21 protein-coding genes are annotated in these 21917 nt (G+C 66.6%); 16 read left to right on the top strand and 5 right to left on the bottom strand.

The genetic code is table 11. From position 1 onward, the window contains the following. The first annotated feature begins 33 nt into the window (after nucleotides 1-33). Genes pilB through zapD form a run of 5 tightly spaced genes read left to right on the top strand, consistent with a single transcriptional unit; the run spans nucleotide 34 to nucleotide 5429 of the window. Nucleotides 34-1770 (top strand): type IV-A pilus assembly ATPase PilB, encoded by a 1737-nt coding sequence (gene pilB / locus DFR31_RS08345; protein ID WP_121442230.1) that lies wholly within the window; start codon nucleotides 34-36, stop codon nucleotides 1768-1770. A 24-nt stretch (nucleotides 1771-1794) separates the two neighbouring features. After that, nucleotides 1795-3048: a type II secretion system F family protein gene (locus DFR31_RS08340; protein ID WP_121442229.1), complete on the top strand. Its 1254-nt coding sequence runs from the start codon at nucleotides 1795-1797 to the stop codon at nucleotides 3046-3048. Between the two features lie 16 nt (nucleotides 3049-3064). Further along, the gene (locus DFR31_RS08335) at nucleotides 3065-3928 is read left to right on the top strand and encodes a prepilin peptidase (protein ID WP_121442510.1); all 864 of its coding nucleotides are present in this window, start codon (nucleotides 3065-3067) and stop codon (nucleotides 3926-3928) included. Next, nucleotides 3929-4585, top strand: a complete 657-nt coding sequence (gene coaE / locus DFR31_RS08330; protein WP_121442228.1) for a dephospho-CoA kinase — start codon at nucleotides 3929-3931, stop codon at nucleotides 4583-4585. Further along, the gene (gene zapD / locus DFR31_RS08325) at nucleotides 4572-5429 is read left to right on the top strand and encodes a cell division protein ZapD (RefSeq protein WP_121442227.1); all 858 of its coding nucleotides are present in this window, start codon (nucleotides 4572-4574) and stop codon (nucleotides 5427-5429) included. The genes coaE and zapD overlap by 14 nt, the downstream gene beginning before the upstream one ends. A 26-nt stretch (nucleotides 5430-5455) precedes the next feature. Here the strand turns inward: zapD and DFR31_RS08320 are convergent, their stop codons facing one another. The 3 genes from DFR31_RS08320 to secA are packed head-to-tail and all read right to left on the bottom strand — an operon-like array spanning nucleotide 5456 to nucleotide 10361. Further along, nucleotides 5456-6403 (bottom strand): Nudix family hydrolase, encoded by a 948-nt coding sequence (locus DFR31_RS08320; protein ID WP_121442226.1) that lies wholly within the window; start codon nucleotides 6401-6403, stop codon nucleotides 5456-5458. Nucleotides 6404-6410: 7 nt separating this feature from the next. Further along, entirely contained in the window at nucleotides 6411-7616 is a 1206-nt protein-coding gene (gene argJ, locus DFR31_RS08315) for a bifunctional glutamate N-acetyltransferase/amino-acid acetyltransferase ArgJ (protein WP_121442225.1), read from the bottom strand. A gap of 9 nt (nucleotides 7617-7625) precedes the next feature. Continuing rightward, the gene (gene secA / locus DFR31_RS08310; RefSeq protein WP_121442224.1) at nucleotides 7626-10361 is read right to left on the bottom strand and encodes a preprotein translocase subunit SecA; all 2736 of its coding nucleotides are present in this window, start codon (nucleotides 10359-10361) and stop codon (nucleotides 7626-7628) included. 111 nt (nucleotides 10362-10472) lie between these two features. Between secA and DFR31_RS08305 the strand changes: the two genes are divergently transcribed. Then, nucleotides 10473-10931 (top strand): DciA family protein, encoded by a 459-nt coding sequence (locus DFR31_RS08305; protein WP_121442223.1) that lies wholly within the window; start codon nucleotides 10473-10475, stop codon nucleotides 10929-10931. A 9-nt stretch (nucleotides 10932-10940) separates the two neighbouring features. Here DFR31_RS08305 and DFR31_RS08300 read toward each other — a convergent pair whose 3' ends face one another. Continuing rightward, nucleotides 10941-12470: a DUF1631 family protein gene (locus DFR31_RS08300; protein WP_121442222.1), complete on the bottom strand. Its 1530-nt coding sequence runs from the start codon at nucleotides 12468-12470 to the stop codon at nucleotides 10941-10943. Between the two features lie 170 nt (nucleotides 12471-12640). On the opposite strand from DFR31_RS08300, the gene DFR31_RS08295 reads away from it, so the two are divergent. The 10 genes from DFR31_RS08295 to DFR31_RS13865 all read left to right on the top strand — a co-directional run bounded on the left by DFR31_RS08295 (nucleotide 12641) and on the right by DFR31_RS13865 (nucleotide 20804). Continuing rightward, entirely contained in the window at nucleotides 12641-13690 is a 1050-nt protein-coding gene (locus tag DFR31_RS08295; protein ID WP_121442221.1) for a class I fructose-bisphosphate aldolase, read from the top strand. 296 nt (nucleotides 13691-13986) lie between these two features. Next, a complete protein-coding gene (locus tag DFR31_RS08290; protein WP_121442220.1) occupies nucleotides 13987-16299 on the top strand; it encodes a putative monovalent cation/H+ antiporter subunit A in 2313 nt (770 codons plus the stop codon). Between the two features lies 1 nt (nucleotide 16300). Beyond that, complete coding sequence (locus DFR31_RS08285; protein WP_121442219.1) at nucleotides 16301-16723, top strand: Na+/H+ antiporter subunit B; 423 nt, start codon at nucleotides 16301-16303, stop codon at nucleotides 16721-16723. Nucleotide 16724: 1 nt separating this feature from the next. After that, nucleotides 16725-17072 (top strand): Na+/H+ antiporter subunit C, encoded by a 348-nt coding sequence (locus DFR31_RS08280; protein WP_121442218.1) that lies wholly within the window; start codon nucleotides 16725-16727, stop codon nucleotides 17070-17072. Further along, complete coding sequence (locus DFR31_RS08275; protein WP_121442217.1) at nucleotides 17069-18574, top strand: Na+/H+ antiporter subunit D; 1506 nt, start codon at nucleotides 17069-17071, stop codon at nucleotides 18572-18574. Before DFR31_RS08280 ends, DFR31_RS08275 begins: the two co-directional genes overlap by 4 nt. Then, the gene (locus tag DFR31_RS08270) at nucleotides 18571-19050 is read left to right on the top strand and encodes a Na+/H+ antiporter subunit E (protein ID WP_121442216.1); all 480 of its coding nucleotides are present in this window, start codon (nucleotides 18571-18573) and stop codon (nucleotides 19048-19050) included. Before DFR31_RS08275 ends, DFR31_RS08270 begins: the two co-directional genes overlap by 4 nt. Before the next feature lie 11 nt (nucleotides 19051-19061). Next, a complete protein-coding gene (locus DFR31_RS08265) occupies nucleotides 19062-19334 on the top strand; it encodes an MrpF/PhaF family protein (RefSeq protein ID WP_121442215.1) in 273 nt (90 codons plus the stop codon). Next, nucleotides 19327-19746 carry a monovalent cation/H(+) antiporter subunit G gene (gene mnhG / locus DFR31_RS08260; protein WP_211328271.1) on the top strand — a complete coding sequence of 140 codons (420 nt, stop codon included), beginning with the start codon at nucleotides 19327-19329 and terminating at the stop codon, nucleotides 19744-19746. Before DFR31_RS08265 ends, mnhG begins: the two co-directional genes overlap by 8 nt. Before the next feature lie 31 nt (nucleotides 19747-19777). Continuing rightward, nucleotides 19778-20635: a carboxylating nicotinate-nucleotide diphosphorylase gene (nadC, locus tag DFR31_RS08255; protein WP_121442214.1), complete on the top strand. Its 858-nt coding sequence runs from the start codon at nucleotides 19778-19780 to the stop codon at nucleotides 20633-20635. Between the two features lie 10 nt (nucleotides 20636-20645). Next, on the top strand, nucleotides 20646-20804 hold the full coding sequence (locus tag DFR31_RS13865) for a hypothetical protein (RefSeq protein ID WP_170153644.1): 159 nt from the start codon (nucleotides 20646-20648) through the stop codon (nucleotides 20802-20804). On the opposite strand, the gene DFR31_RS08250 is transcribed toward DFR31_RS13865, so the two are convergent. Continuing rightward, nucleotides 20801-21580, bottom strand: a complete 780-nt coding sequence (locus DFR31_RS08250) for a tetratricopeptide repeat protein (protein ID WP_147436965.1) — start codon at nucleotides 21578-21580, stop codon at nucleotides 20801-20803. The two genes, DFR31_RS13865 and DFR31_RS08250, sit on opposite strands and share 4 nt — an antisense overlap. Nucleotides 21581-21917 lie beyond the last annotated feature (337 nt).

The following is a 21917-nucleotide window of genomic DNA, read 5'->3' as shown; positions in this document are numbered from 1 at the left end:
GGGCGAATCCACGGAAGACAGGATCACGGGTATATGGTCACTGCAAACCCCAGCGTGAGATTGAGTGGTCTCGCAGGCCGCCTGGTGCGGGAAGGACTGCTCAACGAGGACACGGCCCGCCGGCTCACCGAGGAGGCGCTGAAAAAACGCCGCCCGCTGATCAGTCACCTGGTCGAGTCCAAGGCACTCCCCGCCCACGAGGTGGTCCAGCAGGCAGCCATCGAATTCGGCATCCCGGCGCTGGATCTCAACGCCGTGGAGATCGACACCGCCGCCATCAAGCTGGTCTCCGAAAAGCTGATCCGCACCCATAATGCCCTGCCGCTGTTCCGCCGCGGCAAACGCCTCTTCCTCGGCGTGGTCGACCCCACCAACCTGGAGGCGCTGGACGAGATCAAGTTCCACACCGGACTGACCACCGAGGCCATCCTGGTGGAGCCGGACAAACTCGCCCAGGTGATGGAAAAGGCCCTGGAGCAGGCCGCCGGGGGCGACTCCGCACTCAAGGAGCTGGATCTCGAGGATGACCTTGAAAACCTGTCCATCTCCAGCGGCGAAGATGAAGACGACGCCGAACCCACCTTCGGGAAAGAGGGCGAGAAGGACGACGCGCCCGTGGTGCGGTTCGTCAACAAGCTCCTGCTCGATGCCATCCGCAAGGGCGCCTCGGACATCCACTTCGAGCCCTTCGAGAAGGAGTACCGGGTCCGCTTCCGACAGGACGGTATCCTGCACGAGGTGTCGAGGCCGCCAGTCAACCTGGCCGGGCGGCTGGCGGCGCGCCTGAAGGTCATGTCGCGGATGGATATCGCCGAGAAGCGGGTGCCCCAGGACGGGCGCATCAAGATGAGCATCTCGCGCAACCGGGCGATCGACTTCCGTGTCAGCACCTGCCCCACGCTGTTCGGCGAAAAAGTGGTGCTGCGTATCCTCGACCCGAGCAGCGCCCAGATGGGGATCGACCAGCTGGGCTACGAACCGGAGCAGAAGCAGCTCTATCAGGACGCGCTGAGCAAACCCTACGGCATGATCCTGGTCACCGGGCCCACCGGCTCGGGCAAAACGGTCTCGCTCTACACCGGCCTCAATATCCTTAACACCCCGGATCGCAACATCTCCACCGCCGAGGACCCCTCCGAGATCAACATGCCGGGGGTCAACCAGGTCAACATCAACCCCAAGGCGGGCCTGACCTTCGCCAGCGTCCTGCGCGCCTTTCTCCGCCAGGACCCGGACATCATCATGGTGGGTGAGATCCGCGACCTGGAAACGGCCGAGATCGCCATCAAGGCCGCGCAGACCGGGCACCTGGTCCTCTCCACCCTGCACACCAACGACGCCCCGCAGACCCTGACCCGCCTGGCCAACATGGGCGTACCCGCCTACAACATCGCCTCGTCGGTGACGCTGATCATCGCCCAGCGCCTGGCCCGGCGCCTCTGCAGCCACTGCAAGACGCCGGAAGACGTCCCTCGCGAGGCCCTGCTCGAGGAGGGCTTCACCGAGGAGGACCTGGACGCCGGTGTCACCGTGTACGCCCCCCAGGGCTGCGAGCACTGCACCGAGGGTTACAAGGGCCGGGTAGGCATCTACCAGGTAATGCCGGTATCCGAAGAGATGGGGCGTATTATCATGGAGGGGGGCAACGCCATCCAGCTGGCCGACCAGGCCGCCAAGGAGGGGGTGAATGACCTCCGCCGCTCCGGCCTGCTGAAGGTCATCCAGGGTGTTACCAGCCTCCAGGAAGTCAATCGGGTCACCAAGGACTGATCACCGCTACCAGGGAACTGATTTATGGCCGTCGCCACCGCAAAGAAAACCAGTCGCAAGAAACCCAAGCAGCAGCCGGTCTTCAACTGGGAGGGCACCGACAAGCGCGGCGCCAAGGTCAAAGGCAGCATGCACGCGGAAAACCCGCTGACCCTCAAGGCAGAGCTCCGCCGCCAGGGCATCATCCCGATCAAGGTGCGCCGGCGCTCGCCGCTGGAGGAGATGCTCAATTCCGGCAGCAAGAAGATCAAACCGTCCGATATCGCCTATTTCAGCCGCCAGCTGGCCACCATGCTGCAATCCGGTGTCCCGCTGGTGCAGGCATTGGACATCGTCGGCAAGGGAGACGAGCACGCCGGCATGCGCGAGCTGGTCGGCGAGATCAAAAATGACGTGGAATCGGGCACGGCGCTCCACGTGGCGCTGCAAAAGCACCCGCGCTACTTCGACGACCTGTTCGTCAGCCTGGTGGCGGCCGGTGAATCGGCGGGTGTGCTCGACACCCTGCTCGACAAGATAGCGACTTACAAGGAAAAGACCGAGTCCATCAAGGGCAAGATCAAAAAAGCCCTGTTCTACCCCACGGCCGTCATCGTGGTGGCCATCGTGGTCACGGCGATCCTGCTGATCTGGGTGGTGCCGCAGTTCGAGTCGCTGTTCCGCGGTTTCGGGGCCGACCTGCCGCTCTTTACCCAGATGGTCATCAACCTGTCGGACTTCATGCAGAGCTACTGGTTCGTGATGCTAGCGGGGGCCATCGGGCTGGGCTGGGCCTTCAGCACCGCCCGACGAAAATCGAAACGCTTTGCCCAGAACCTGGACCGGTTCTCGCTGAAGATCCCGGCCATCGGCACCATCCTCTACAAGGCGGCCGTGGCCCGGTTCGCCCGCACCCTGGCCACCATGTTCGCCGCCGGCGTGCCCCTGGTGGAGGGCCTGCGGTCGGTGGCCAGCGCCACCGGCAACTACGTCTTCGAGTCAGCGGTGCTGCAGATCCGGGAGCAGGTGGCCGCCGGCCAGCAGTTGCAGATCTCCATGCGCCTGTCCAATGTCTTCCCCAACATGGCCATCCAGATGGTCTCCATTGGTGAGGAGTCCGGCTCACTGGACAGCATGCTGAGCAAGGTGGCGGACTACTACGAGGAAGAGGTGGACAACGCCATCGACAGCCTGAGCAGCCTGCTGGAGCCCATGATCATGGCCATTCTCGGCGTCCTGGTCGGCGGCCTGGTCATCGCCATGTACCTGCCCATCTTCCAGATGGGCTCCGCCATCTGACATGGTGGCCGACCTGATGACGGCGCTTGCCGCCAGCCCGGGGCTGGCGGCCCTCTGCGCACTGCTCATCGGCCTGGTGGTGGGCAGTTTCCTCAACGTGGTCATTCTGCGCCTGCCGGTCATGATGGAACGCGCCTGGCAAGCAGAAATCGCCACGAGTCAGGGCCAGGCTGTTCAGGCGGCGCCGGCCCCCTTCAACCTGGTCACGCCGCGATCCCGCTGCCCGCAATGCGGCCATGCGATATCGGCGCTGGAGAACATCCCGGTGCTCAGCTGGCTGCTCCTGCGGGGCCGCTGTCGGGGCTGCGGGGCGCGGATCAGCGCCCGCTACCCGCTGGTGGAGCTGGCCACGGGGCTGCTGTCCGCGCTGGTGGTGCTGCAGCTGGGGGTCACCAGCGAGGCAGCCTGGGCGCTGGTACTCACCTGGGCGTTGGTGGCCCTGTCCGGCATCGACATGGACACCCAGTTGTTGCCCGACAGCATCACCCTGCCACTGCTCTGGCTCGGGCTGCTGATCAACAGCTTCGCCGTCTTCACCGACCTGAGTTCGGCGGTCTGGGGCGCCGCCCTGGGCTACCTGGCCCTCTGGGGCGTTTTCCACGCCTTCCGCCTGCTCACCGGCAAGGAGGGCATGGGCTACGGCGATTTCAAACTGCTCGCCGCCCTGGGCGCCTGGATGGGTTGGCAGGCGCTGCCCGTGATCATTCTGCTCTCGTCGCTGGTGGGTGCCGTGGTGGGCGTGGCGCTCATGGTGCTCAAGAACCGCGGGCGCGACGTGCCCATCCCCTTCGGCCCCTACATCGCCGCGGCCGGTTTCATCGCACTGCTCTGGGGTGAAGACCTCACCCGTTGGTACTTCCGCGTCTCGGGGCTGGGCTGAATGGACAGTGCCCCGCCCCGCTCCCCCAGCGGCCCCACGCTGACCATCGGCGTGACCGGCGGCATTGCCAGCGGCAAGAGCACCGTCACGGCCCTGTTTGCCGCCCGCGGCCTGCCCGTGGTGGATACCGACCTGATCGCCCGCGAGGTGGTGCGCCCGGGCAGCGAGGGGTTGCGCCAGCTGGTGGCGGCCTTCGGCGAGGGCATTCTGACACCCGCTAGCGAGTTGGACCGGCCGGCCCTGCGGCGACGGGTCATGGGCGATGCCACTGACCGCAAACGGCTGGACGCCCTGCTCCACCCGCTGATCTTCCAACGGATGGAGCAACGGCTGGCGGCCATCCGGGCACCGGTGGCGCTGGTGGCCATCCCGCTGCTGGTGGAGACCGGTGCCCAACAATTCCTACACCGAATACTGGTTGTAGATGTACCCGAGACCTGTCAGATTGAACGCTTGATGGCGCGCGACGGGATGAACCGAGCCGACGCGGAGCGAATGCTCGCGACCCAGGCCTCCCGGGCGCAGCGCCTGACCCATGCCACTGATATCATCGACAACACGGGTAGGCCGGAAGACCTGCCTGGCGAGGTGGCCAGGCACTACCTTCGCTGGCTGAAAGTCGCAACAGGATTGGGAGCCGTCCATGCTGTGGAGTGACAATGACCTGTTACTGGCCACCGGCCTGCTATCCAGCGAGACCGACATGCATTCAGGCACCCCCCACGCCGACACCGAAACCCTGATCATCTACGAGCAGCCCCTCAACGAGCGCATCCGCACCCTGCTCCGGCTGGAGCACCTCTTCCGCACGGCCCGGCAGGGCCTCGAAGGCGACAGCGAACTGCACAGCCGCGTCTGCATCGATGCCCTGGTGGATGTGCTCGGCGTACTCTCCCGGGGCGATGTGCGCTCGGAAATGATCAAGGAGCTGGAGCGGCTGGCCAATGCCATGCAGGCGCTGCAGGACCGCCCCGACGTGGATGACACCCAGCTGCGGCGCTACACCGATGACTGCCAGGCGATCATCGACCGGCTGCGCGGAGACCGCACCCCGCTGGGCCAGGCCATGCGCGACGATGAGCTGATCGGCAGTATCTCCCAGCGCTCCGCGATGGGGGCCGGCACCTGCGGATTCGATGTGCCGGCCTATCAGATGTGGCTGGAACAACCGGCGGCGGCACGCCGCACCACGCTGGAGCGCTGGTTCAACGCCTTTGAGGACCTGGGCGTGGCCACCGCCCTCATTCTGCAGCTGTTGCGCGGCAGCGCGGCGCCGCGGCACCGGCGGGCGGAGGGTGGAAGCACCCAGATCAAGCTACCGCGCAACAACGATTTCCAGCTCATACGCGTGGGGGTACACCCCGACCTGGGGGTCTTCCCGGAGATCAGCGGCAGCCGCTACTTTGTCACCATCCGTTTCATGGAGCAGCCGGACACCCGCGAGCGGCCCGAGCCGACCGGTGAGTCCATCCCCTTCAGCCTCCACACCTGCGCGATCTGACCCACCGCCGGCGCTAAGGCGCGGCCTCACTCACCGCGCCGGAAGCCGGTGATGCCGGCCACGCCATGCGCCCCGGCCGCCCACGCGCTGCCCAGGGCCTCCGGCCCGAGCCCCCCGAGCGCGTACACCGGCAGGGCCAGCCCTGCGGTCCACTCCTGGAAGCGCGCCCAGCCCAGCGGTACTGCCCCGGGGTGTGACCGGGTGGCCGCCACCGGCGAGAGCAGGGCGTAATCCAAACCTAGCGCCTGGGCGTGGGCCAGCTCCTCCGGCCCGTGGCAGGAGGCACCCACACGGGCAAACCCCTCGGGACGCCCCTGGCAGGCCATCAGCCGTCGCGCCGTCAGATGCAGCGCATGCCCGCCGGCCTGCCGGACCTCTTCCGGCGCCGCGTTGGCGGTCACGTCCACGCCGCGGGGGCCGAGCCGGCCCAGGGCCAACTTCAACCCCTCGGCAAAGGCTGGCCCGCTCCATCCGGGCAGGCGCAGTTGCAACCAGGCCCCGCGGGCCGGCACGGCGAGCTGATCCAGCCAGCCGGCCAACGCCTCCAGGTCGTCCACGGGCAGGGCCCGGGTAATGATGAGAAAGGGGGGCAGCCCGAGTCGTCTGATGATGGGGAGGTTGGCCTCGGGGAAGCGGCGGTGGGCAAGCTCCGGGGCGGTGAGCCAGGCCAGCGGCTGCCCCTCCACGCCACGGGGCTCCCCCCGCCAATCGGTCACCCGGTGTACGTCCAGGCAGACGTGGCGGTCGGGGTAGTCGTGGTGGATACGCATCAGCGGGGAGGTGGCCGTGGGCACGATGGCCAGCTCCTCTTCCAACTCCCGGGCCAGTGCCACGGTCACGTCCTCGCCCGGCTCCACCTTGCCGCCGGGAAACTCCCAGCAGCCGCCCTGGTGCAGGTGCTCTGCACGGCGCGCCACCAGGATCCGCTGCCCGGCGTCGAGGATGACACCCACGGCCACGTGGATACGCTTCATGACGGAATCAGGTGCGGTATTCGGCGTTGATACGCACGTAGTCGTAGGAGAAATCACAGGTCCAGACGGTCGCCTCGGCGCCGCCCCGTCCCAGGCCGATGCGAATGGTTACCTCGGGCCCCTGGATACGGCGGGATGCCTCCGCCTCCTCATAGGCCGCGGCCCGCCCCCCATGCTCAGCAATCCGGTAGTCGTCCAGGTCGATGGTAACGCCGTCCACATCCAACCCATCGATGCCGGCCCGGCCCACCGCGGCCAGGATCCGACCCCAGTTGGGATCGGCCGCGAACAGCGCAGTCTTGACTAGGGGCGATTCCGCCACGGTGAAGGCAACCTGCTCGGCCTCCGCCTCGCTGGCCGCACCCGCCACCTGGACATTGATCAGCCGCGTCGCCCCCTCGCCGTCGCGGGCGATCGCCCGCGCCAACTCCACGCAGAGCCCGGTCAGCGCGGTCTGCAGGCGCTCGTGGTCGGCCTGATCAGCCGGGGCCACGCCGGCACGCCCGGTAGCCACCAGCACGCAGGCGTCGTTGGTGGAGGTGTCCCCGTCCACCGTCACGCGGTTGAACGACTGGCCCACCGCGGCGCTCAGCAAGCCCTGTAACCCGGCCTGATCGATTTCGGCATCAGTGGCCAGGAAGGCCAGCATGGTCGCCATGTTGGGGCGGATCATGCCCGACCCCTTGGCCATGCCGGTGAGCGTCACCTCACCGCCAGACAGGCGCACCCGGCGGGAGGCCAGCTTGGGGCGGGTATCGGTGGTCAGGATGCCCCAGCCCGCTTCCTCCCAGCCATCGGGGCTCAACGCGGAGAGCGCGGCCGGCAGGCCCGCGGTGATACGGTCCACCGGTAACGGCTCGCCGATCACGCCAGTAGAGAAAGGCAGGACGGCCTGTTCCCCGGCACCGACCTGCTCGGCCAGCGCCCGACAGCAGGCGTGGGCATCGCGCATGCCCTGCTCACCGGTGCCGGCGTTGGCATTGCCAGTGTTGATCAGCAACCAACGGGGGCTCCCGGCGGCCAGGTGGGCGCGGGCCACGTGCACCGGCGCCGCGCAGAAACGGTTGCGGGTAAAGACCGCCGCGCACCGGCTGCCCTCGTCGAGGGCCATGACCACCAGATCGCGGTGATCCGGCTTCTTGATGCCCGCACAGGCAGTCCCCAGACGGACCCCGTCCACCGGTAGAACGGCGGATGACGACTGCTCACTCATCCCTCGCCCTCAGGTCAGCTTGCCGCAGCACTGCTTGTATTTCTTGCCCGAGCCGCAGGGGCAGGACTCGTTGCGCCCCACCTTGCGGCCGAAGGGCTGCTGCGCGGCCTGTTGGGCCGGCTGGGCAGCGCCGGGGGCCTGCCCCTGCTGACCGGACTGGCCACCGCCCTGCTCTGAGAAGCCGCTGGCCTGGGCGTGGCGGTACTGCATCTCGCCCTGCCGGCGGCGCTGTTCCTCCACGGCCTCCACGTCCTCTTCGGCGCGCACGCGGACGCGGCAGAGCAGGCCGACAACCTCACGCTTCAGCCCCTCCAGCATCTCCTGGAACATGGCGAAGGCCTCGCGCTTGAACTCCTGCTTGGGGTTACGCTGGGCGTAACCGCGCAGGTGAATGCCCTGGCGCAGGTAGTCCATGGCCGCCAGGTGCTCCTTCCAGGTCTTGTCTAGCACCTGCAGCATCACGGCCTTCTCGAACTGGCGCAGTACCTCGGAACCCGCCTGCTCCTCCTTGGAGCGGTAGTGCGCCTCCACCTCGTGATGGATGCGCTCGCGCAGGGTCTCCTCGTGCAGGCTGTCATCCTCGTCCAGCCACTGCTGCACCGGCAGCTTGAGCCCGAAATCCGCCTCCAGGGTCTCTTCCAGGCCGCGCACATCCCATTGCTCGTCGATGGAGCCCGGCGGGATGAACTCGGAGATGACGCTGTCGATGACATCGTTGCGCATGGCATCGACCGTCTCGGAGATATCCTCCGCCTCCAGCAGCTCGCGGCGTTGCTGGTAGATGACCCGGCGCTGGTCGTTGGCCACGTCGTCGAAGTCCAGCAGGTGCTTGCGGACGTCGAAGTTGTACGCCTCCACCTTGCGCTGGGCGTTTTCGATGACCCGGGAGACCATGGTGCTCTCGATGGCCTCGCCCTCCTCCATGCCCAGGCGCTGCATCATGCTGGACATGCGGTCGGAGGCGAAGATGCGCAGCAGACTGTCCTCCAGCGACAGGTAGAAGCGGGTGGAGCCCGGATCCCCCTGCCGCCCGGAGCGGCCGCGCAGCTGGTTGTCGATGCGCCGCGACTCGTGGCGCTCGGTACCGATCACGTGCAGGCCGCCGGCCTCGATCACCCGGTCGTGGCGCGTCTGCCAGTCCTGTTTGATCTTTTCGATCCGCCCCTCGCTGGCATCGTCACCCAGCTCGGCCAGTTCCGCGTCCAGGTTGCCGCCCAGGACAATGTCGGTACCGCGACCGGCCATGTTGGTGGCAATGGTCACCGCGCCCGGCAGGCCGGCGTTGGCGATGATCTTCGCCTCCTGCTCGTGGTTCTTGGCGTTCAGGACGTTGTGCGCGATCTTCCGCTTACGCAGCTGATTGGAGAGCAGCTCCGAGGCCTCGATGGAGGTAGTGCCCACCAGCACCGGGCGGTCGTTTTCCACGCACCACTCGATGTCCTTGATGATGGCGTCGTACTTTTCAGCGGCCGTCCGGTACACCAGGTCCGTCATGTCGTCGCGGACCATGGGCCGGTGGGTGGGGATGGAGAGCACCTCCAGCCCGTAGATGTGCTGGAACTCGAACGCCTCGGTGTCCGCCGTACCGGTCATGCCGGCCAGCAGGTCGTACATGCGGAAGTAGTTCTGGAAGGTGATGGACGCCAGGGTCTGGTTCTCGGACTGGATCGGCACCCCTTCCTTGGCCTCCACCGCCTGGTGCAGGCCCTCCGACCAGCGCCGGCCCGGCATCGCACGGCCGGTGAACTCGTCCACGATGACGATCTTGTCGTCCTGGACCAGGTAGTTGACGTCCTTCTGGAACAGGGTGTGGGCGCGAAGGGCTGCGTTCAGGTGGTGGACCAGGGCGATGTTGCGGGCGTCGTAAAGGGTCTCGCCCTCCTCCAGCAGCCCCTCCTCCTGGAGCAGGCGCTCGATGTTCTCGTGCCCCTCCTCGGTGATGTGGGCCTGGCGCGCCTTCTCGTCCAGGTAGTAATCGCCGGGGCCCTCGTCCTCCTCCTGGCGCTTGAGTTTGGGCACGATGCGCGACATCTGCTGGTAGAGCTCGCTGCTCTGCTCCGCGGGCCCGGAGATGATCAACGGCGTACGCGCCTCGTCGATCAGGATAGAGTCCACCTCGTCGACGATGGCGAAGGCCAGGTCCCGCTGGACCCGGTCCTCGGGCCGGAAGGCCATGTTGTCGCGCAGGTAGTCGAACCCGAACTCGTTGTTGGTGCCGTAGGTGATGTCGGCCGCGTAGGCCTCGCGCTTCTCCTCGCGGCTCTGGCCGGGCACCACCACGCCCACCTTCAGGCCGAGAAACTCGTAGATCCGACCCATCCAGGCGGCGTCACGCCGGGCCAGGTAGTCATTGACCGTGACCACGTGTACGCCACGGCCGTTCAGGGCGTGCAGATAGACCGCCAGGGTGGCTACCAGGGTCTTGCCCTCACCGGTCTTCATCTCGGCGATCTTGCCCTGGTGCAGTACCATGCCGCCGATGAGCTGCACATCGAAATGGCGCATGCCCACGGCACGGCGGGCGGCCTCTCGGCAGACCGCAAACGCCTCGGGCAGGATGTCGTCCAGCGTCCGCCCCTGCTCCACCTGTTCGCGGAACGCCTGGGTGCGCGCCCGCAACTCGTCATCGGAAAGGGCCTCAATATCGGGCTCCAGCGCATTGATGCGCTCCACCTGCTTGCTCAAGCGCTTGACGGCGCGATCATTGCGGGTGCCGAAGACCTTTTTGGCGATGGCGCTAAACATGAACTCTCCCGGGGAGACAACTCGGATTTGATCGATGGTTCGCGAAGCGACCTACTATATATCATATGGCTGGGGGTCGCATGACCCCCGACGGAGCGCTGGAGGACGCCCATGAACCGGCCCGGAAAACCGCAGCGACTGAACCATTGGTTGAACCAGCTGCCGGTGGAACAGCGCACCATGCGCCAGCTCAGCCACTTTGCGCGACTGGCCAACCGACTGAAGGGGGAGATGCCACCGGAGCTGCAGGGCCCCTGGAAGCTGGCGGCCCTGGATGCGGAACGGCTGCTACTGGTGACGGAGGACAGCCTCTGGGCCACCCGCCTGCGCTACCTGGAGGCACCGCTGCTGGATGCCGCCGAGCGCATCTCGGGCCTGCGCCCGCGCCAGCTGGAGGTGCAGGTTCGGCCCACCAAGGCCCGCGAAAGGCGCCGGGGGCCGCCCCGCAAGGCACCGGGGCCGGAGGCCATCGCCAGCATCCGGCAAAGCGCGGCCCATGCGCCCGAGCCGCTACGCCAGGCCCTGCTGCGCCTGGCTGACGACATGGAGGCTTACGGGAAGAAGGGCTGAGCCGGCGGCTCAGTCCTGCTGGCCGGCCTGCCGCTCCTTGAGCCGGCGAACCACGTCGGCCAAGGCGCTGTTGAACAGCCGGTTGTCGTCCAGGATCAGCACCGAGGAATCAGCCAGCCCCCCGGCCAACTCATCCACAGTGGTCTCCAGCACCTTGAAGCCGGCCCGGTTGGCGAACACCATGACCTCACCTTCCTGGCGCCGCCCGGCCAGACGACCCTGCAGGCGCCGGCCATGGTCGCGGAGGAACTCGAACCAGGTCCCCACCGGCACCCGCCGCAGGCGCTGGCCGTTGGCCTCCAGGTCGCGCGGGTTGGCGCCACTTCCCTCCGCAGCCACCGCCACCGGCGCATCCGCCAGCGAGGGGTCCGCGGCCCGCAGGCACTTCAGGTGCTCCGCCTCCAGGGCCCGCAGCAGCTTGTGCATCTCGAACGGGTTGTAGAGCACCCAGGAGAGGCCTTCCGCCAGTTCGTGGAGCAGCAGCGGGATCTCCACCACCAACTGCTGCTGCACCTCCGGGTCCTCATGCCGCTCCACGCTCCAGAGCAGGCGCTCCATCAGGGCGCACTGGCGGACCCAAGTCTCACTGTCCACGCCCTCTTTCAGGCAGGTGATAAAGAGCACCCGGGCCCAGGTGTCCTCCAGCAGTTCCCGCACCAGCCGCGGCGGATTGCGCCCTTCCAGGCACCGCCGCACCTCCCGTCGGACCCGCTCACGGGCGGCCTCCACCTGATTCCGGTTGGCCTCCGCCTCCTGCCGGATCCCGCGACCACCGTCTCCATCGCCGCGCTTCCCGGCCGCCCCCTCCGCGGGAGCGCCGTACCCCGGATCCCGCTCCAGCGGCCCATCGGCCCGTGGCGACAGGGGCCGGACCGGGACCACCGGTGCCCGCCCGGTGATTGCGGTCTCTACCTCCGCGTACAGCGGCCCCAGCCCCCGCATCAACTGACGATCGAACAGCTTCAGCAGCACCAGCCGGGGCTCCAGAGCGAACTGCAGCATTTCCGTGGCACGGGCGAACAGCCGGGCCAGGCAGGCCGGGTCAAGCGGGTTGTCTTCCTCGCGGACTTCGGCTCCCGGGTACTGTTGCCCGAGCAGGCGGGTTACCTCCACCAGCTGTGGACTGAACCGCCGCCGCGCCTTCGCGGCCAGAGCGTCCACCGCCAGGGCCATTTCACGGGCCGAGTGGTCTGCGGGGTCGGCCGGGGCGCCCGGCGTGTCGGTGTCGCCGGCCTCGTTGCTGCTGGGGAGCCTGCTGAAACGGTACTCCAGGCCGGCCCGGAATATTTCCTCCAGCTCGTGCCGGCGCAGGCGCAGATCCCGCATGGCGCGGAGCCAGGCGTCCCTGGCGCCGTCCCCGACAGCAGGGTGGGCACCATCGAACAGCGCGTCGTCGGCCTCGTCCAATACACGGCGGATCAGCGTCAGCAGCCGCTCGTCCACAAGCCCACGGACCCGTTCCACCGCTTCCGGCATGGGCTGGGAACGGTTGGCCGACTCCCGGCGCAGGTAAACGACCTTCCCTCCGGTGTTCGACACAGGTCCTCCATTACTGGCTGTTGAATCCGCTATGCTGATGCCGACGCGGGGCAAAGCCGATATACTTTGCCGTTTGCCGCGCCCACTGGGCCGGGTGCGACAGCCCCCGCCGCCATTATTGTCCGCAAGGGGCCGGGCTGTGCAAGCGCGAACCGAACAGGAGGAGAACCATGACGGATATTGAGGCCGTACTCGGCAACGAAGCGCAAAACCTGCTGGAGCATCGGTGCGAGGGCATAAGCCGCGAGCACCTGCATCTCCCCGGCGGGGACTACGTGGACCGGGTCGTTGCCCAGAAGGACCGAAAGCCCGCCGTGCTGCGCAACCTGCAAAGCCTCTTTTCCACCGGGCGGCTCGGCGGCACCGGGTACCTGTCGCTGCTGCCCGTGGACCAGGGGGTGGAGCACTCCGCCGGCGCGTCCTTTGCACCCAACCCGGCCATGTTCGACCCGGAGCACATCGTGCAACTGGGGATTGAGGGCGGCTGCAACGGCGTGGCCTCCACCCTGGGGGTGCTCTCCTCCGTGGCGCGGCGCTATGCCCACCGCATCCCGTTCATCGTGAAGCTCAATCACAACGAGCTGCTGACCTACCCCAACATCCACGACCAGACCCTGTTCGCGCAGGTAGAGCAGGCGTTCGACATGGGGGCGGTGGCGGTGGGTGCCACCATCTATTACGGCAGCCCCGAGTGCCGCCGGCAGATCATCGAGATCAGCGAGGCCTTCGCCCGCGCCCATGAGCTGGGCATGGCCACGATCCTCTGGGCCTACCTGCGGAACAACGACTTCAAGCAGGACGGCACCGACTACCACGTCTCCGCCGATCTCACCGGCCAGGCCAACCACCTGGCGGCCACCATCAACGCCGATATCGTCAAGCAGAAGCAGCCGGAGAATAACGGCGGCTATAACGCGGTCGGCTTCGGCAAGACCCACCCCAAGGTGTACGACGAGCTGACCACGGATCACCCCATCGACCTGACCCGCTACCAGGTGGCCTGCTGCTACATGGGCCGAGCCGGGCTGATCAACTCCGGCGGTGCCTCCGGCGAGAACGACCTGCAGCAGGCGGTGCGCACCGCGGTGATCAACAAGCGGGCCGGCGGCATGGGCCTGATCTCCGGGCGCAAGGCCTTTCAGAAGCCGCTGGACAAGGGCGTGGAGCTGCTGCACGCCATCCAGGACGTCTACCTGGACGAACGCATCACGGTGGCGTGAGCCACGGACACCACCCCGACTGCACCGGGGTGGTGCACTGGCACCGCGCGACGCGGGCATCTGTATATAATAAGTGTCGCGCCCGGTTATGGGGCGTTTTTGCCCAACGCTTCAACAATTTAGCGACACCAAGGCGCTTGCCTTTGACGGCCCCCTCCGTTATCTTGCGAGGCCGTTATCGGCATTTCTCATGCCGCCTGCATAACTCGAACAAGCCATTGCCCACCCGCCCGGACTCGGGCTCCGGCCGGCAAGCCGGTCGGCACGGTGGGCCTATGACGGGGTAACCATCCGCCATGCTGCTAGCCGTACTCTCGGGGTTTCTGGTGGCCATTGCCGCACCCTGGCTGTATCAATCGCTGCAGGACCGTGCCGGTTGGGTGCTGGCCTTGCTGCCGGCCGCGTTGACCGTGTACTTCGCCACCTTCCTGCCGCAGGTGATGGCCGGGGAGGCGGTGCTCATTCACTACGACTGGGTACCGGGGCTGGAGATCAACCTGTCCTTCCTGGTGGACGGGCTGTCGTTGATGTTCGCCCTGCTGATCAGCCTGATCGGCACCTTCATCGTGCTCTACGCCAGCGGCTACCTGAAGGGCGACGAGTACCTGCCGCGCTTCTACGTGCTGATCCTCTCCTTCATGGCCGCCATGCTGGGGCTGGTGCTGTCGGACAACCTGATCACGCTGTTCGTGTTCTGGGAGCTGACCAGCATCATCTCCTACATGCTCATCGGCCATAACCACGAGGACAAGGAGGCCCGCAAGTGCGCCCTGCAGGGCCTGTTCGTCACCGTGGGTGGCGGCCTGGCGCTGCTGGCCGGGCTGATCCTGATGGCCGGCGTGGCGGGCAGCTTCTCGCTGCACGAAATCCTCAACGACGGCGATGTGCTGCGGGACAGCCACCTGTATGTGCCCATCCTCATCCTGGTGCTGGCGGGCTGCTTCACCAAGAGCGCGCAGGTGCCCTTCCACTTCTGGTTGCCCAACGCCATGGCTGCGCCCACCCCGGTGTCGGCCTACCTGCACTCGGCCACCATGGTGAAGGCGGGCGTCTACCTGCTCGCCCGCCTCAACCCGGGTCTCGGCGGCACCGAACTGTGGATGACCATCCTGCCTATCTTCGGTGCGCTGACCATGTTCACCGGCGCCTACCTGGCGGTGCGCTCCACCGGCATCAAGCGGGTACTGGCCTACTCCACGGTGATGGCCCTGGGCACGCTGACCATGCTGGTGGGCATCGGCACCGAGACGGCGATGATCGCGTTCGCCTGCTTCCTGATGGCCCACAGCCTGTACAAGGGCGCCCTCTTCATGGTCGCCGGGGCGGTGGACCACGAGGCGGGCACCAAGGATGTGACCAAGCTCGGCGGGCTGCGCCGCAAGATGCCGATCACCGCCACCTTCGCCGCCATCGCTGCGCTGTCGCTGGCCGGTATCCCGCCGCTGTTCGGCTTCGTGGCCAAGGAGCTGCTGTTCGAGTCGGTGCTGGAGGCCGGCGGCCTGGCCTTCTTCCTGTCGGTCCTGGCCATGGCCTCGGCGGTACTGGTGATCGCGGTGGCCGCCATCGTCGCCATCCGGCCCTTCTGGGGACAGCTCAAGGAAACCCCGAAGAAGCCCCACGAGGCCCCGCTGCCCATGCTGCTCGGGCCCATCGTGCTGGCCTCGCTGTCGCTCTTCTTCGGCGTGCTGGTCTTCATTCCCGATGCCCTGCTGGTGCAGGCCACGGTGCTGGCCGTCTACGGCGAGCCGGTGGACTTTTACCTGTCGCTCTGGCACGGCATCAACGCCCCGCTGATGATGAGCCTGGCCAGCCTGGTGCTCGGTACCCTGCTGTTCCTCAACTGGGACCGGGTCCGGGGTGCCATGGGCAAGCTGGACTGGCTCTACGACCGGGGCCCGGAGGCGGGCTACTTCAAGGTCATGGAGGGGCTGGTCTGGACCGCCGACTGGCAGACCCGCGTCCTGCAGAACGGCTACCTGCGTAACTACATCATGACCATCGTGCTGACCACGGTGGGCCTGGTGGGCTACGCGCTGTTCAGCCGCTATGACGTGAGCCTGGTGGCCTTCGGCGAGATCCGGCTGCACGAGTACGCGGTGGCCGGTCTGCTCGTGGCCTCGGCGCTGTTCGCCTGCATCACCCAGTCTCGGCTCGGGGCGGTGGCCTCGGCGGGCGTGTTCGGTTTCGCCATTGCGCTGATCTTCATCCTGTTCAGCGCACCGGACCTGGGCATCACCCAGATCCTGGTGGAGACGCTCACCGTCATCCTGCTCATCCTGGTGCTGTTCCGGCTGCCCGGGTTCATCAACTTCTCCTCGCCCGGGGCGCGACTGCGCGACGCCGGCGTTGCGTTGCTGCTGGGCGGCCTGATGACCCTGCTGATTCTGACCACCGTGGAGCACCAGTTCCATGCGCCGATCTCCGAGTGGATGATCGACCGCAGCGTGCCGGAGGCGTACGGGCGGAATATCGTCAACGTGATCCTGGTGGACTACCGGGCGCTGGATACCCTGGGCGAGATCTTCGTGCTGGGGCTGGCAGCCATCGGGGTCTACGCGATGATCAAGCTCAAGGCTGAGAATCGCGTCAAGGACGAGAAGGAGTGCTGATATGGGCCATTCACTGATCCTGCAGACGGCCGCGCGCTTCCTGCTGCCCCTGCAGCTGCTGTTCTCCATCTTCCTGCTGCTGCGGGGCCACGACGAACCCGGCGGCGGGTTCATCGCCGGCCTGGTGGCCGCCGGGGCGTTCGCGCTCTACCTGTTCGCCTTCGGCATCCCGGCCACCAAGCAGCTGCTCCGGGTCTCGCCGCACGACCTGTTCGGCTGGGGGCTGTTCATCGGCACCCTGGCCGCGGTGCCGCCGCTGTTCATGGACCTGCCGCTGTTCACCGCCCTGTGGTGGGACGTGCCGGTACCCATGATCGGCGAGATCAAGCTCAACACCCCGCTGCTGTTCGACGTGGGGGTTTATCTGACGGTGCTCGGCTCGGTACTGGCCATCGTCATCGCACTGGCAGAAGCGGAGGACTGACGTGGAACCACTACTCGCCATCGTGGTTGGGGCGTCCTACGCCGCCGGCATCTACATGATGCTCCGGCGCAGCATCGTCAAGCTGGTGATCGGGATCATCCTGTTCTCCAACGCCGCCAACCTGCTGTTCTTTACGTCCGCCGGCCTGACCCGCGGCGCACCACCCCTGATCCCCGAGGGGATGCTGGGCCCCGAGGGCGCGGTGGCGGATCCGCTGCCCCAGGCCCTGGTGCTGACGGCCATCGTGATCGCCTTCGGCGTGCTGGCCTTTGCCGTGGTGCTGATCCACCGTGCCTACGAGGTGGTGAAGGCCGATGATCTGGACCAGATGAAGGATACGGACACGTGAGACCCGAGGTCGCTCTTCCCATACTGATCCCGCTGCTCGCCGGCTCGCTGTCGCTGGTGGTGTGGCGCTCCGTGGTGCTGCAGCGCTGGATTGCCGTGTTCGGCACCGGCGCCCTGCTCTACGCCAGTGTCTGGCTGCTCATGACCACCCACCGCGAGGGGCACGTGGTCATGGAGATGGGCAACTGGCCGGCACCCTTCGGCATTGTCTTCGTCGCCGATCTGCTGGGCGCCATCATGGTGGTGCTCACCGGCATCATGGGCTTTGCCGTGGCGCTCTACTCACTGGCCACCACCGGCAAGGACCACGAGAAGTTCGGCTACTTCCCGCTGATGCACCTGCTGCTGGCGGGCGTGGCCGGGGCGTTCCTGACCGGCGACATCTTCAACATGTTCGTCTGGTTCGAGGTGATGCTGATCGCCTCCTTTGCGCTGCTCATCCTCGGTGGTGAGCGGGCGCAGATGGAGGGGGCGATCAAGTACGTCACCCTGAACCTGATCTCCTCGATGATCTTCCTCACCGCCATCGGCCTGCTCTACGGCCTGGTGGGCTCGCTGAACATGGCGGATATCGCCTACAAGCTGCAGACGGTGGAAGAGCCCGGTCTGGTCACCGTGATCGGGATGCTGTTCATGATCTCCTTCGGGGTGAAGGCCGGTGCATTCCCGCTCTTCTTCTGGCTGCCGGCCTCCTACCACACGCCGCCGGTGGCGGTCTCGGCGCTGTTCGCCGGCCTGCTGACCAAGGTGGGTGTGTACGCCCTGTTCCGGGTGTTCACGCTGATCTTCAACCAGGATGTGGAGTTCACCCACAACATCCTGCTCTGGGGCGCGGCGCTGACCATGCTCACCGGCGTGCTGGGCGCGGCGGCGCAGTTCGAGTTCCGCCGCATCCTGAGCTTCCACATCATCAGCCAGATCGGCTACATGATCATGGGTGTAGCGCTGTACACGCCGTTGGCCATCGTCGGTGGCGTGTTCTACATCATGCACCACATCATCGTGAAGACGAACCTGTTCCTGGTGGCGGGCGTGGCCTACCGCCTGCTGGGCAGCTACGAGCTGAAGGACCTAGGCGGGCTCTACCGCAAGCGGCCCTTCCTCGGCTTTCTGTTCCTGATACCGGCGCTGTCTCTGGCTGGGCTGCCGCCGCTGTCGGGCTTCTTCGCCAAGTTCGTCATCATTCGCGCTGGTCTTGAGGCCGAGGAATGGGTGGTCACCGGCATAGCCTTGCTGGTGGGGCTGCTCACCCTCTACTCCATGATCAAGATCTGGGCCGAGGCGTTCTGGAAGGCGGTGCCCGAGCACAACCAGAACGCCCACCGGCTGGACAGCCAGGATAGCCAGCTGTGGCTGATGTACACGCCGATCATCGGCCTGGCCCTGTGCACGCTGTTCATCGGCCTGTACGGCCAGCCCATCTACGAGCTGGCGGCCGCCTCCGCCGAACAGTTGATCGACCCGAGCCAGTACATTGAAGCCGTTCTGGGGGTGCAGCCATGATCGGATTTGCCTGGAATATCCTGCTCGGCCTGGCCTGGGTGGCGCTGACCGGTAACTTCAGCGGCCCCAACCTGTTCATGGGGCTGCTGCTCGGCTACTTGTCGCTGGCCATGATCCAGTCCCAGCTCTCGATCCTCGACGGCTACGCCCAGCGCGTTCCGCGGGTCATCGGCTTTGGCTTCTTTTTCATCGGTGAACTGATCAAGGCCAACCTGCGCGTGGCCCAGGACATCATGCGCCCGGAGATGGAAAAGGCCATTTCCCCCGGCGTGATCGCCTTCCCGCTGGAGGCGCGTTCGGATGTGGAGATCACCTTCCTGGCCAACGCCATCTCGCTGACCCCGGGTACGCTGAGCCTGGACGTCTCGGATGACCGGCGGGTGCTCTACATTCACGCCATGTACATGGCCGACGAGGCCGCACTGCTGGAAGACATCAAGAACATGGAGCGCAGGGTTCTGCGGATCCTGCGCTGAGGTGGGCCGGAATGCTTGATACGGTAATCGTTTTTGTCTACATCCTGCTGGCACTGGCGCTCATCCTGAGCTTCGTGCGGCTGGCCAAGGGTCCCAGCCTGCCCGACCGGGTGGTGGCATTGGAGTTGGTGGCCTCCATCGTCATGGGCATGATCGCTGTCTACACCGTCGATACCGGCGTGGACAAGTTCATCGACGTGGCGGTGGTGATGGCCCTGATGGCCTTCCTGGCCGCCATCGGCTTCGCCCGTTACCTTGAGAAGGGAGGTGAGCGCGATGACTGAGTTTTTATCTACGCTGTCCGGCCTGCTGGTCGGCTTCTTGCTGCTGCTGGGTGCCGGGTTCATGGTGCTCGCGGCCGTTGGCATCCTGCGCCTGCCCGACCTGCCCACCCGGATGCACGCCTCCACCAAGGCTGGCGCCCTGGGGGCCAGCCTGACCATGCTGGCAGTGGCCTTCCATCTGCCCGAGGGCGCCGTCGTAGCCCGGGCACTGGCGGTCATCGTCTTCATCCTCCTCACCGCCCCGGTGGCCGCGCATGTGATCGGGCGTGCCGGCTACTTCGTCGGTGTACCGCTGTGGAAAGGGACGGTGAAAGACGAACTAAAAAAGCACTACGACCCGGAGAGTCACAGCCTGGAAAGCGGCTTCGAAAGCCGGCGCAGCGAAACCGGCGCTGACCAGCCCGGCCGCTGATCCGCTACTCCAGCCGGGGAGAGCCAACACCATGTGCCCCACAAACGTTCGGCCACAACCGCCCGCCGCGGAACAGATTCAGGCGGACGTCACCCACGCCTTGGAGGAGGATCTGGGCACGGGTGATGTCACCGCGGAGCTGGTGCCGCGGACGGCCTGGGCCGAGGGTCGCGTCATCTGCCGCGAGGACGCGGTGGTCTGCGGGCGCCACTGGTTCAATGAGGTCTTCCGCCAGCTGGACGATCGGGTGGATATCCATTGGCAGGCCCGGGAGGGCCAGCGGACCGGGCCGGACGAAGCGATCTGCACCCTCGCTGGTCCGGCCCGCGCCCTGCTCTCCGGGGAACGGACCGCACTGAACTTCCTGCAGACCCTGTCGGGAACAGCGACCAGCGCCCGCCATTTCGCCGATATCGTCGCCGGCACCCACGCCCGCATACTGGACACCCGCAAGACGCTGCCGGGCCTGCGGGCGGCCCAGAAGTACGCCGTGCGCTGCGGCGGCGGCACGAACCACCGTCAGGGGCTCTACGACGCCATCCTGATCAAGGAGAACCACATCGTCGCCTGTGGCTCCATCGCCGATGCGGTGGCGGCCGCGCGGGCGCGCGCGCCGGAGTTATCGGTGGAGGTGGAGGTGGAGAGCCTGCCGGAGCTGGAGCAGGCCCTCTCCGCGGGCGCCGATATCATCATGCTCGACAATTTCAGCCTCACGGACGTGGAACGCGCAGTGGCCATCACCGCACGCCGGGCCCGGCTGGAAGTCTCCGGTAATCTGGGAGAGCAGGGACTGCGGGAACTGGCGGAGACGGGCATCGATTACATCTCCATCGGTGCGATCACTAAACACGTGCGCGCGGTGGACTACTCCATGCGCCTCAGCCTCTGACGCCGCCGCTATGCGCGCCCTGCTCTTCGGTGTCATTTTCATCCTGCTGCTGCTCATCGCCGCGGAGTTCCTGGTGACAAACGAACAGCGCACCGCCGCCCGCGTGCTTCGCTGGGTGGCGGTAGCCATCGGCATCCTCCTGGCCGCAGGCCTGCTGACCTGGGTCTAACGGCCCGGCACGCCTGGCGCCCGGTCCTCCAGATCCAGAACCAGACTCTCCCGGAGCCGGAGCAGGCGGTTCCGCAATTCGCCACCACGGTCGCGGCGAGCCAGCAGGTACCGGACAATTTTCAGAGCCCGACCGGATTGCCCATGCCGACGGAGCACATTCGCTGCCAGCATGTACAGGGGCCCAAGGTCCGGGTGGTTCGGGTACCACTTGTGAAAATCCGCGGCCAAGGCCAACGCCTCCCGGTCCCGGCCCAGAAACGCCAGCACGGATGCCAATGGCCGATGACAGTCGGGACGGCCCGGCCGGAAACTGCAATCAACCCGTCGAGCGCGCACGTAGATTACGGCAGCCCGCTCCAGCAGGCCCTGCTCCACGTAGTGCTCAATCAGCGGGACAGCGGCCTGGCGCAGTAGCTGGCCGTCGGCCAGGGCCGCGGCACAACGCAGGAGCAACCGCCGGGCATGGAATCCGGCCTCAGGGTGATCAACCAGCGGCACCAGGCAGTGGGCAGCCTGGCGGTAATCTCCCAGGCGCAGATCCGCGCGCGCCGCCATCAATTCCCGCTCAGGCACGCAGTCGGAGGCCCTCAGCCGTGCATCCCAATCGACGGGGGTCTTCAGTTGCATTGCACCGGGGCTGGGATCGAGCAGCCCCAGCGCGAGGCGATAGGGATCCGAGAGTTCCCCTTGCTTCTTCGGTCGGGGGGCGGCGGGCGCCGGCCTGGGCGCTGCCCGTGCCCCGGATAACGGGGCACCGGATTGGAACGGTTCCATCGTTCACTCCTCATTCCTTGATTTGTGTATGCAGGTCCAGCAAGCGGCATAAATAGCCCGCCGCCGCGAAATACACAACGCGGCATAAATTCGCATACAAGCTTCTCGGTTATGCCAGACCGATCGTCGCGAACAACTCCCCTGCTGAGCGGCGCGGTTTCACCCTGCCTCTGCAGACCGGATTGACGACCCCCGGCAATCGCCCTAGCATTGAACTCGATCAGGATGGATCCACCCCGCAATGCCACGGAGCCGGCATGCCCCAACACAACGGACTGTACCTCGCCCTGGCGCGCCCCGGCGCCGCCTCGGCCTCGCTGCCCCAGGTCACCGGGTT

Source organism: Alkalispirillum mobile (assembly GCF_003664325.1).
In the GTDB taxonomy this organism is placed as follows: Bacteria; Pseudomonadota; Gammaproteobacteria; order Nitrococcales; family Halorhodospiraceae; genus Alkalilimnicola; species Alkalilimnicola mobilis.
This window is presented reverse-complemented; position numbering and strand designations above follow the sequence as displayed.

Coding starts and splice junctions, on each gene's coding strand:
- pilB (WP_121442230.1), top strand. CDS start 34: ATGGTCACTGCAAACCCCAGCGTGAGATTGAGTGGTCTCGCAGGCCGC.
- DFR31_RS08340 (WP_121442229.1), top strand. CDS start 1,795: ATGGCCGTCGCCACCGCAAAGAAAACCAGTCGCAAGAAACCCAAGCAG.
- DFR31_RS08335 (WP_121442510.1), top strand. CDS start 3,065: ATGACGGCGCTTGCCGCCAGCCCGGGGCTGGCGGCCCTCTGCGCACTG.
- coaE (WP_121442228.1), top strand. CDS start 3,929: ATGGACAGTGCCCCGCCCCGCTCCCCCAGCGGCCCCACGCTGACCATC.
- zapD (WP_121442227.1), top strand. CDS start 4,572: ATGCTGTGGAGTGACAATGACCTGTTACTGGCCACCGGCCTGCTATCC.
- DFR31_RS08320 (WP_121442226.1), bottom strand. CDS start 6,403: ATGAAGCGTATCCACGTGGCCGTGGGTGTCATCCTCGACGCCGGGCAG.
- argJ (WP_121442225.1), bottom strand. CDS start 7,616: ATGAGTGAGCAGTCGTCATCCGCCGTTCTACCGGTGGACGGGGTCCGT.
- secA (WP_121442224.1), bottom strand. CDS start 10,361: ATGTTTAGCGCCATCGCCAAAAAGGTCTTCGGCACCCGCAATGATCGC.
- DFR31_RS08305 (WP_121442223.1), top strand. CDS start 10,473: ATGAACCGGCCCGGAAAACCGCAGCGACTGAACCATTGGTTGAACCAG.
- DFR31_RS08295 (WP_121442221.1), top strand. CDS start 12,641: ATGACGGATATTGAGGCCGTACTCGGCAACGAAGCGCAAAACCTGCTG.
- DFR31_RS08290 (WP_121442220.1), top strand. CDS start 13,987: ATGCTGCTAGCCGTACTCTCGGGGTTTCTGGTGGCCATTGCCGCACCC.
- DFR31_RS08285 (WP_121442219.1), top strand. CDS start 16,301: ATGGGCCATTCACTGATCCTGCAGACGGCCGCGCGCTTCCTGCTGCCC.
- DFR31_RS08270 (WP_121442216.1), top strand. CDS start 18,571: ATGATCGGATTTGCCTGGAATATCCTGCTCGGCCTGGCCTGGGTGGCG.
- DFR31_RS08265 (WP_121442215.1), top strand. CDS start 19,062: ATGCTTGATACGGTAATCGTTTTTGTCTACATCCTGCTGGCACTGGCG.
- mnhG (WP_211328271.1), top strand. CDS start 19,327: ATGACTGAGTTTTTATCTACGCTGTCCGGCCTGCTGGTCGGCTTCTTG.
- nadC (WP_121442214.1), top strand. CDS start 19,778: ATGTGCCCCACAAACGTTCGGCCACAACCGCCCGCCGCGGAACAGATT.
- DFR31_RS13865 (WP_170153644.1), top strand. CDS start 20,646: ATGCGCGCCCTGCTCTTCGGTGTCATTTTCATCCTGCTGCTGCTCATC.
- DFR31_RS08250 (WP_147436965.1), bottom strand. CDS start 21,580: ATGGAACCGTTCCAATCCGGTGCCCCGTTATCCGGGGCACGGGCAGCG.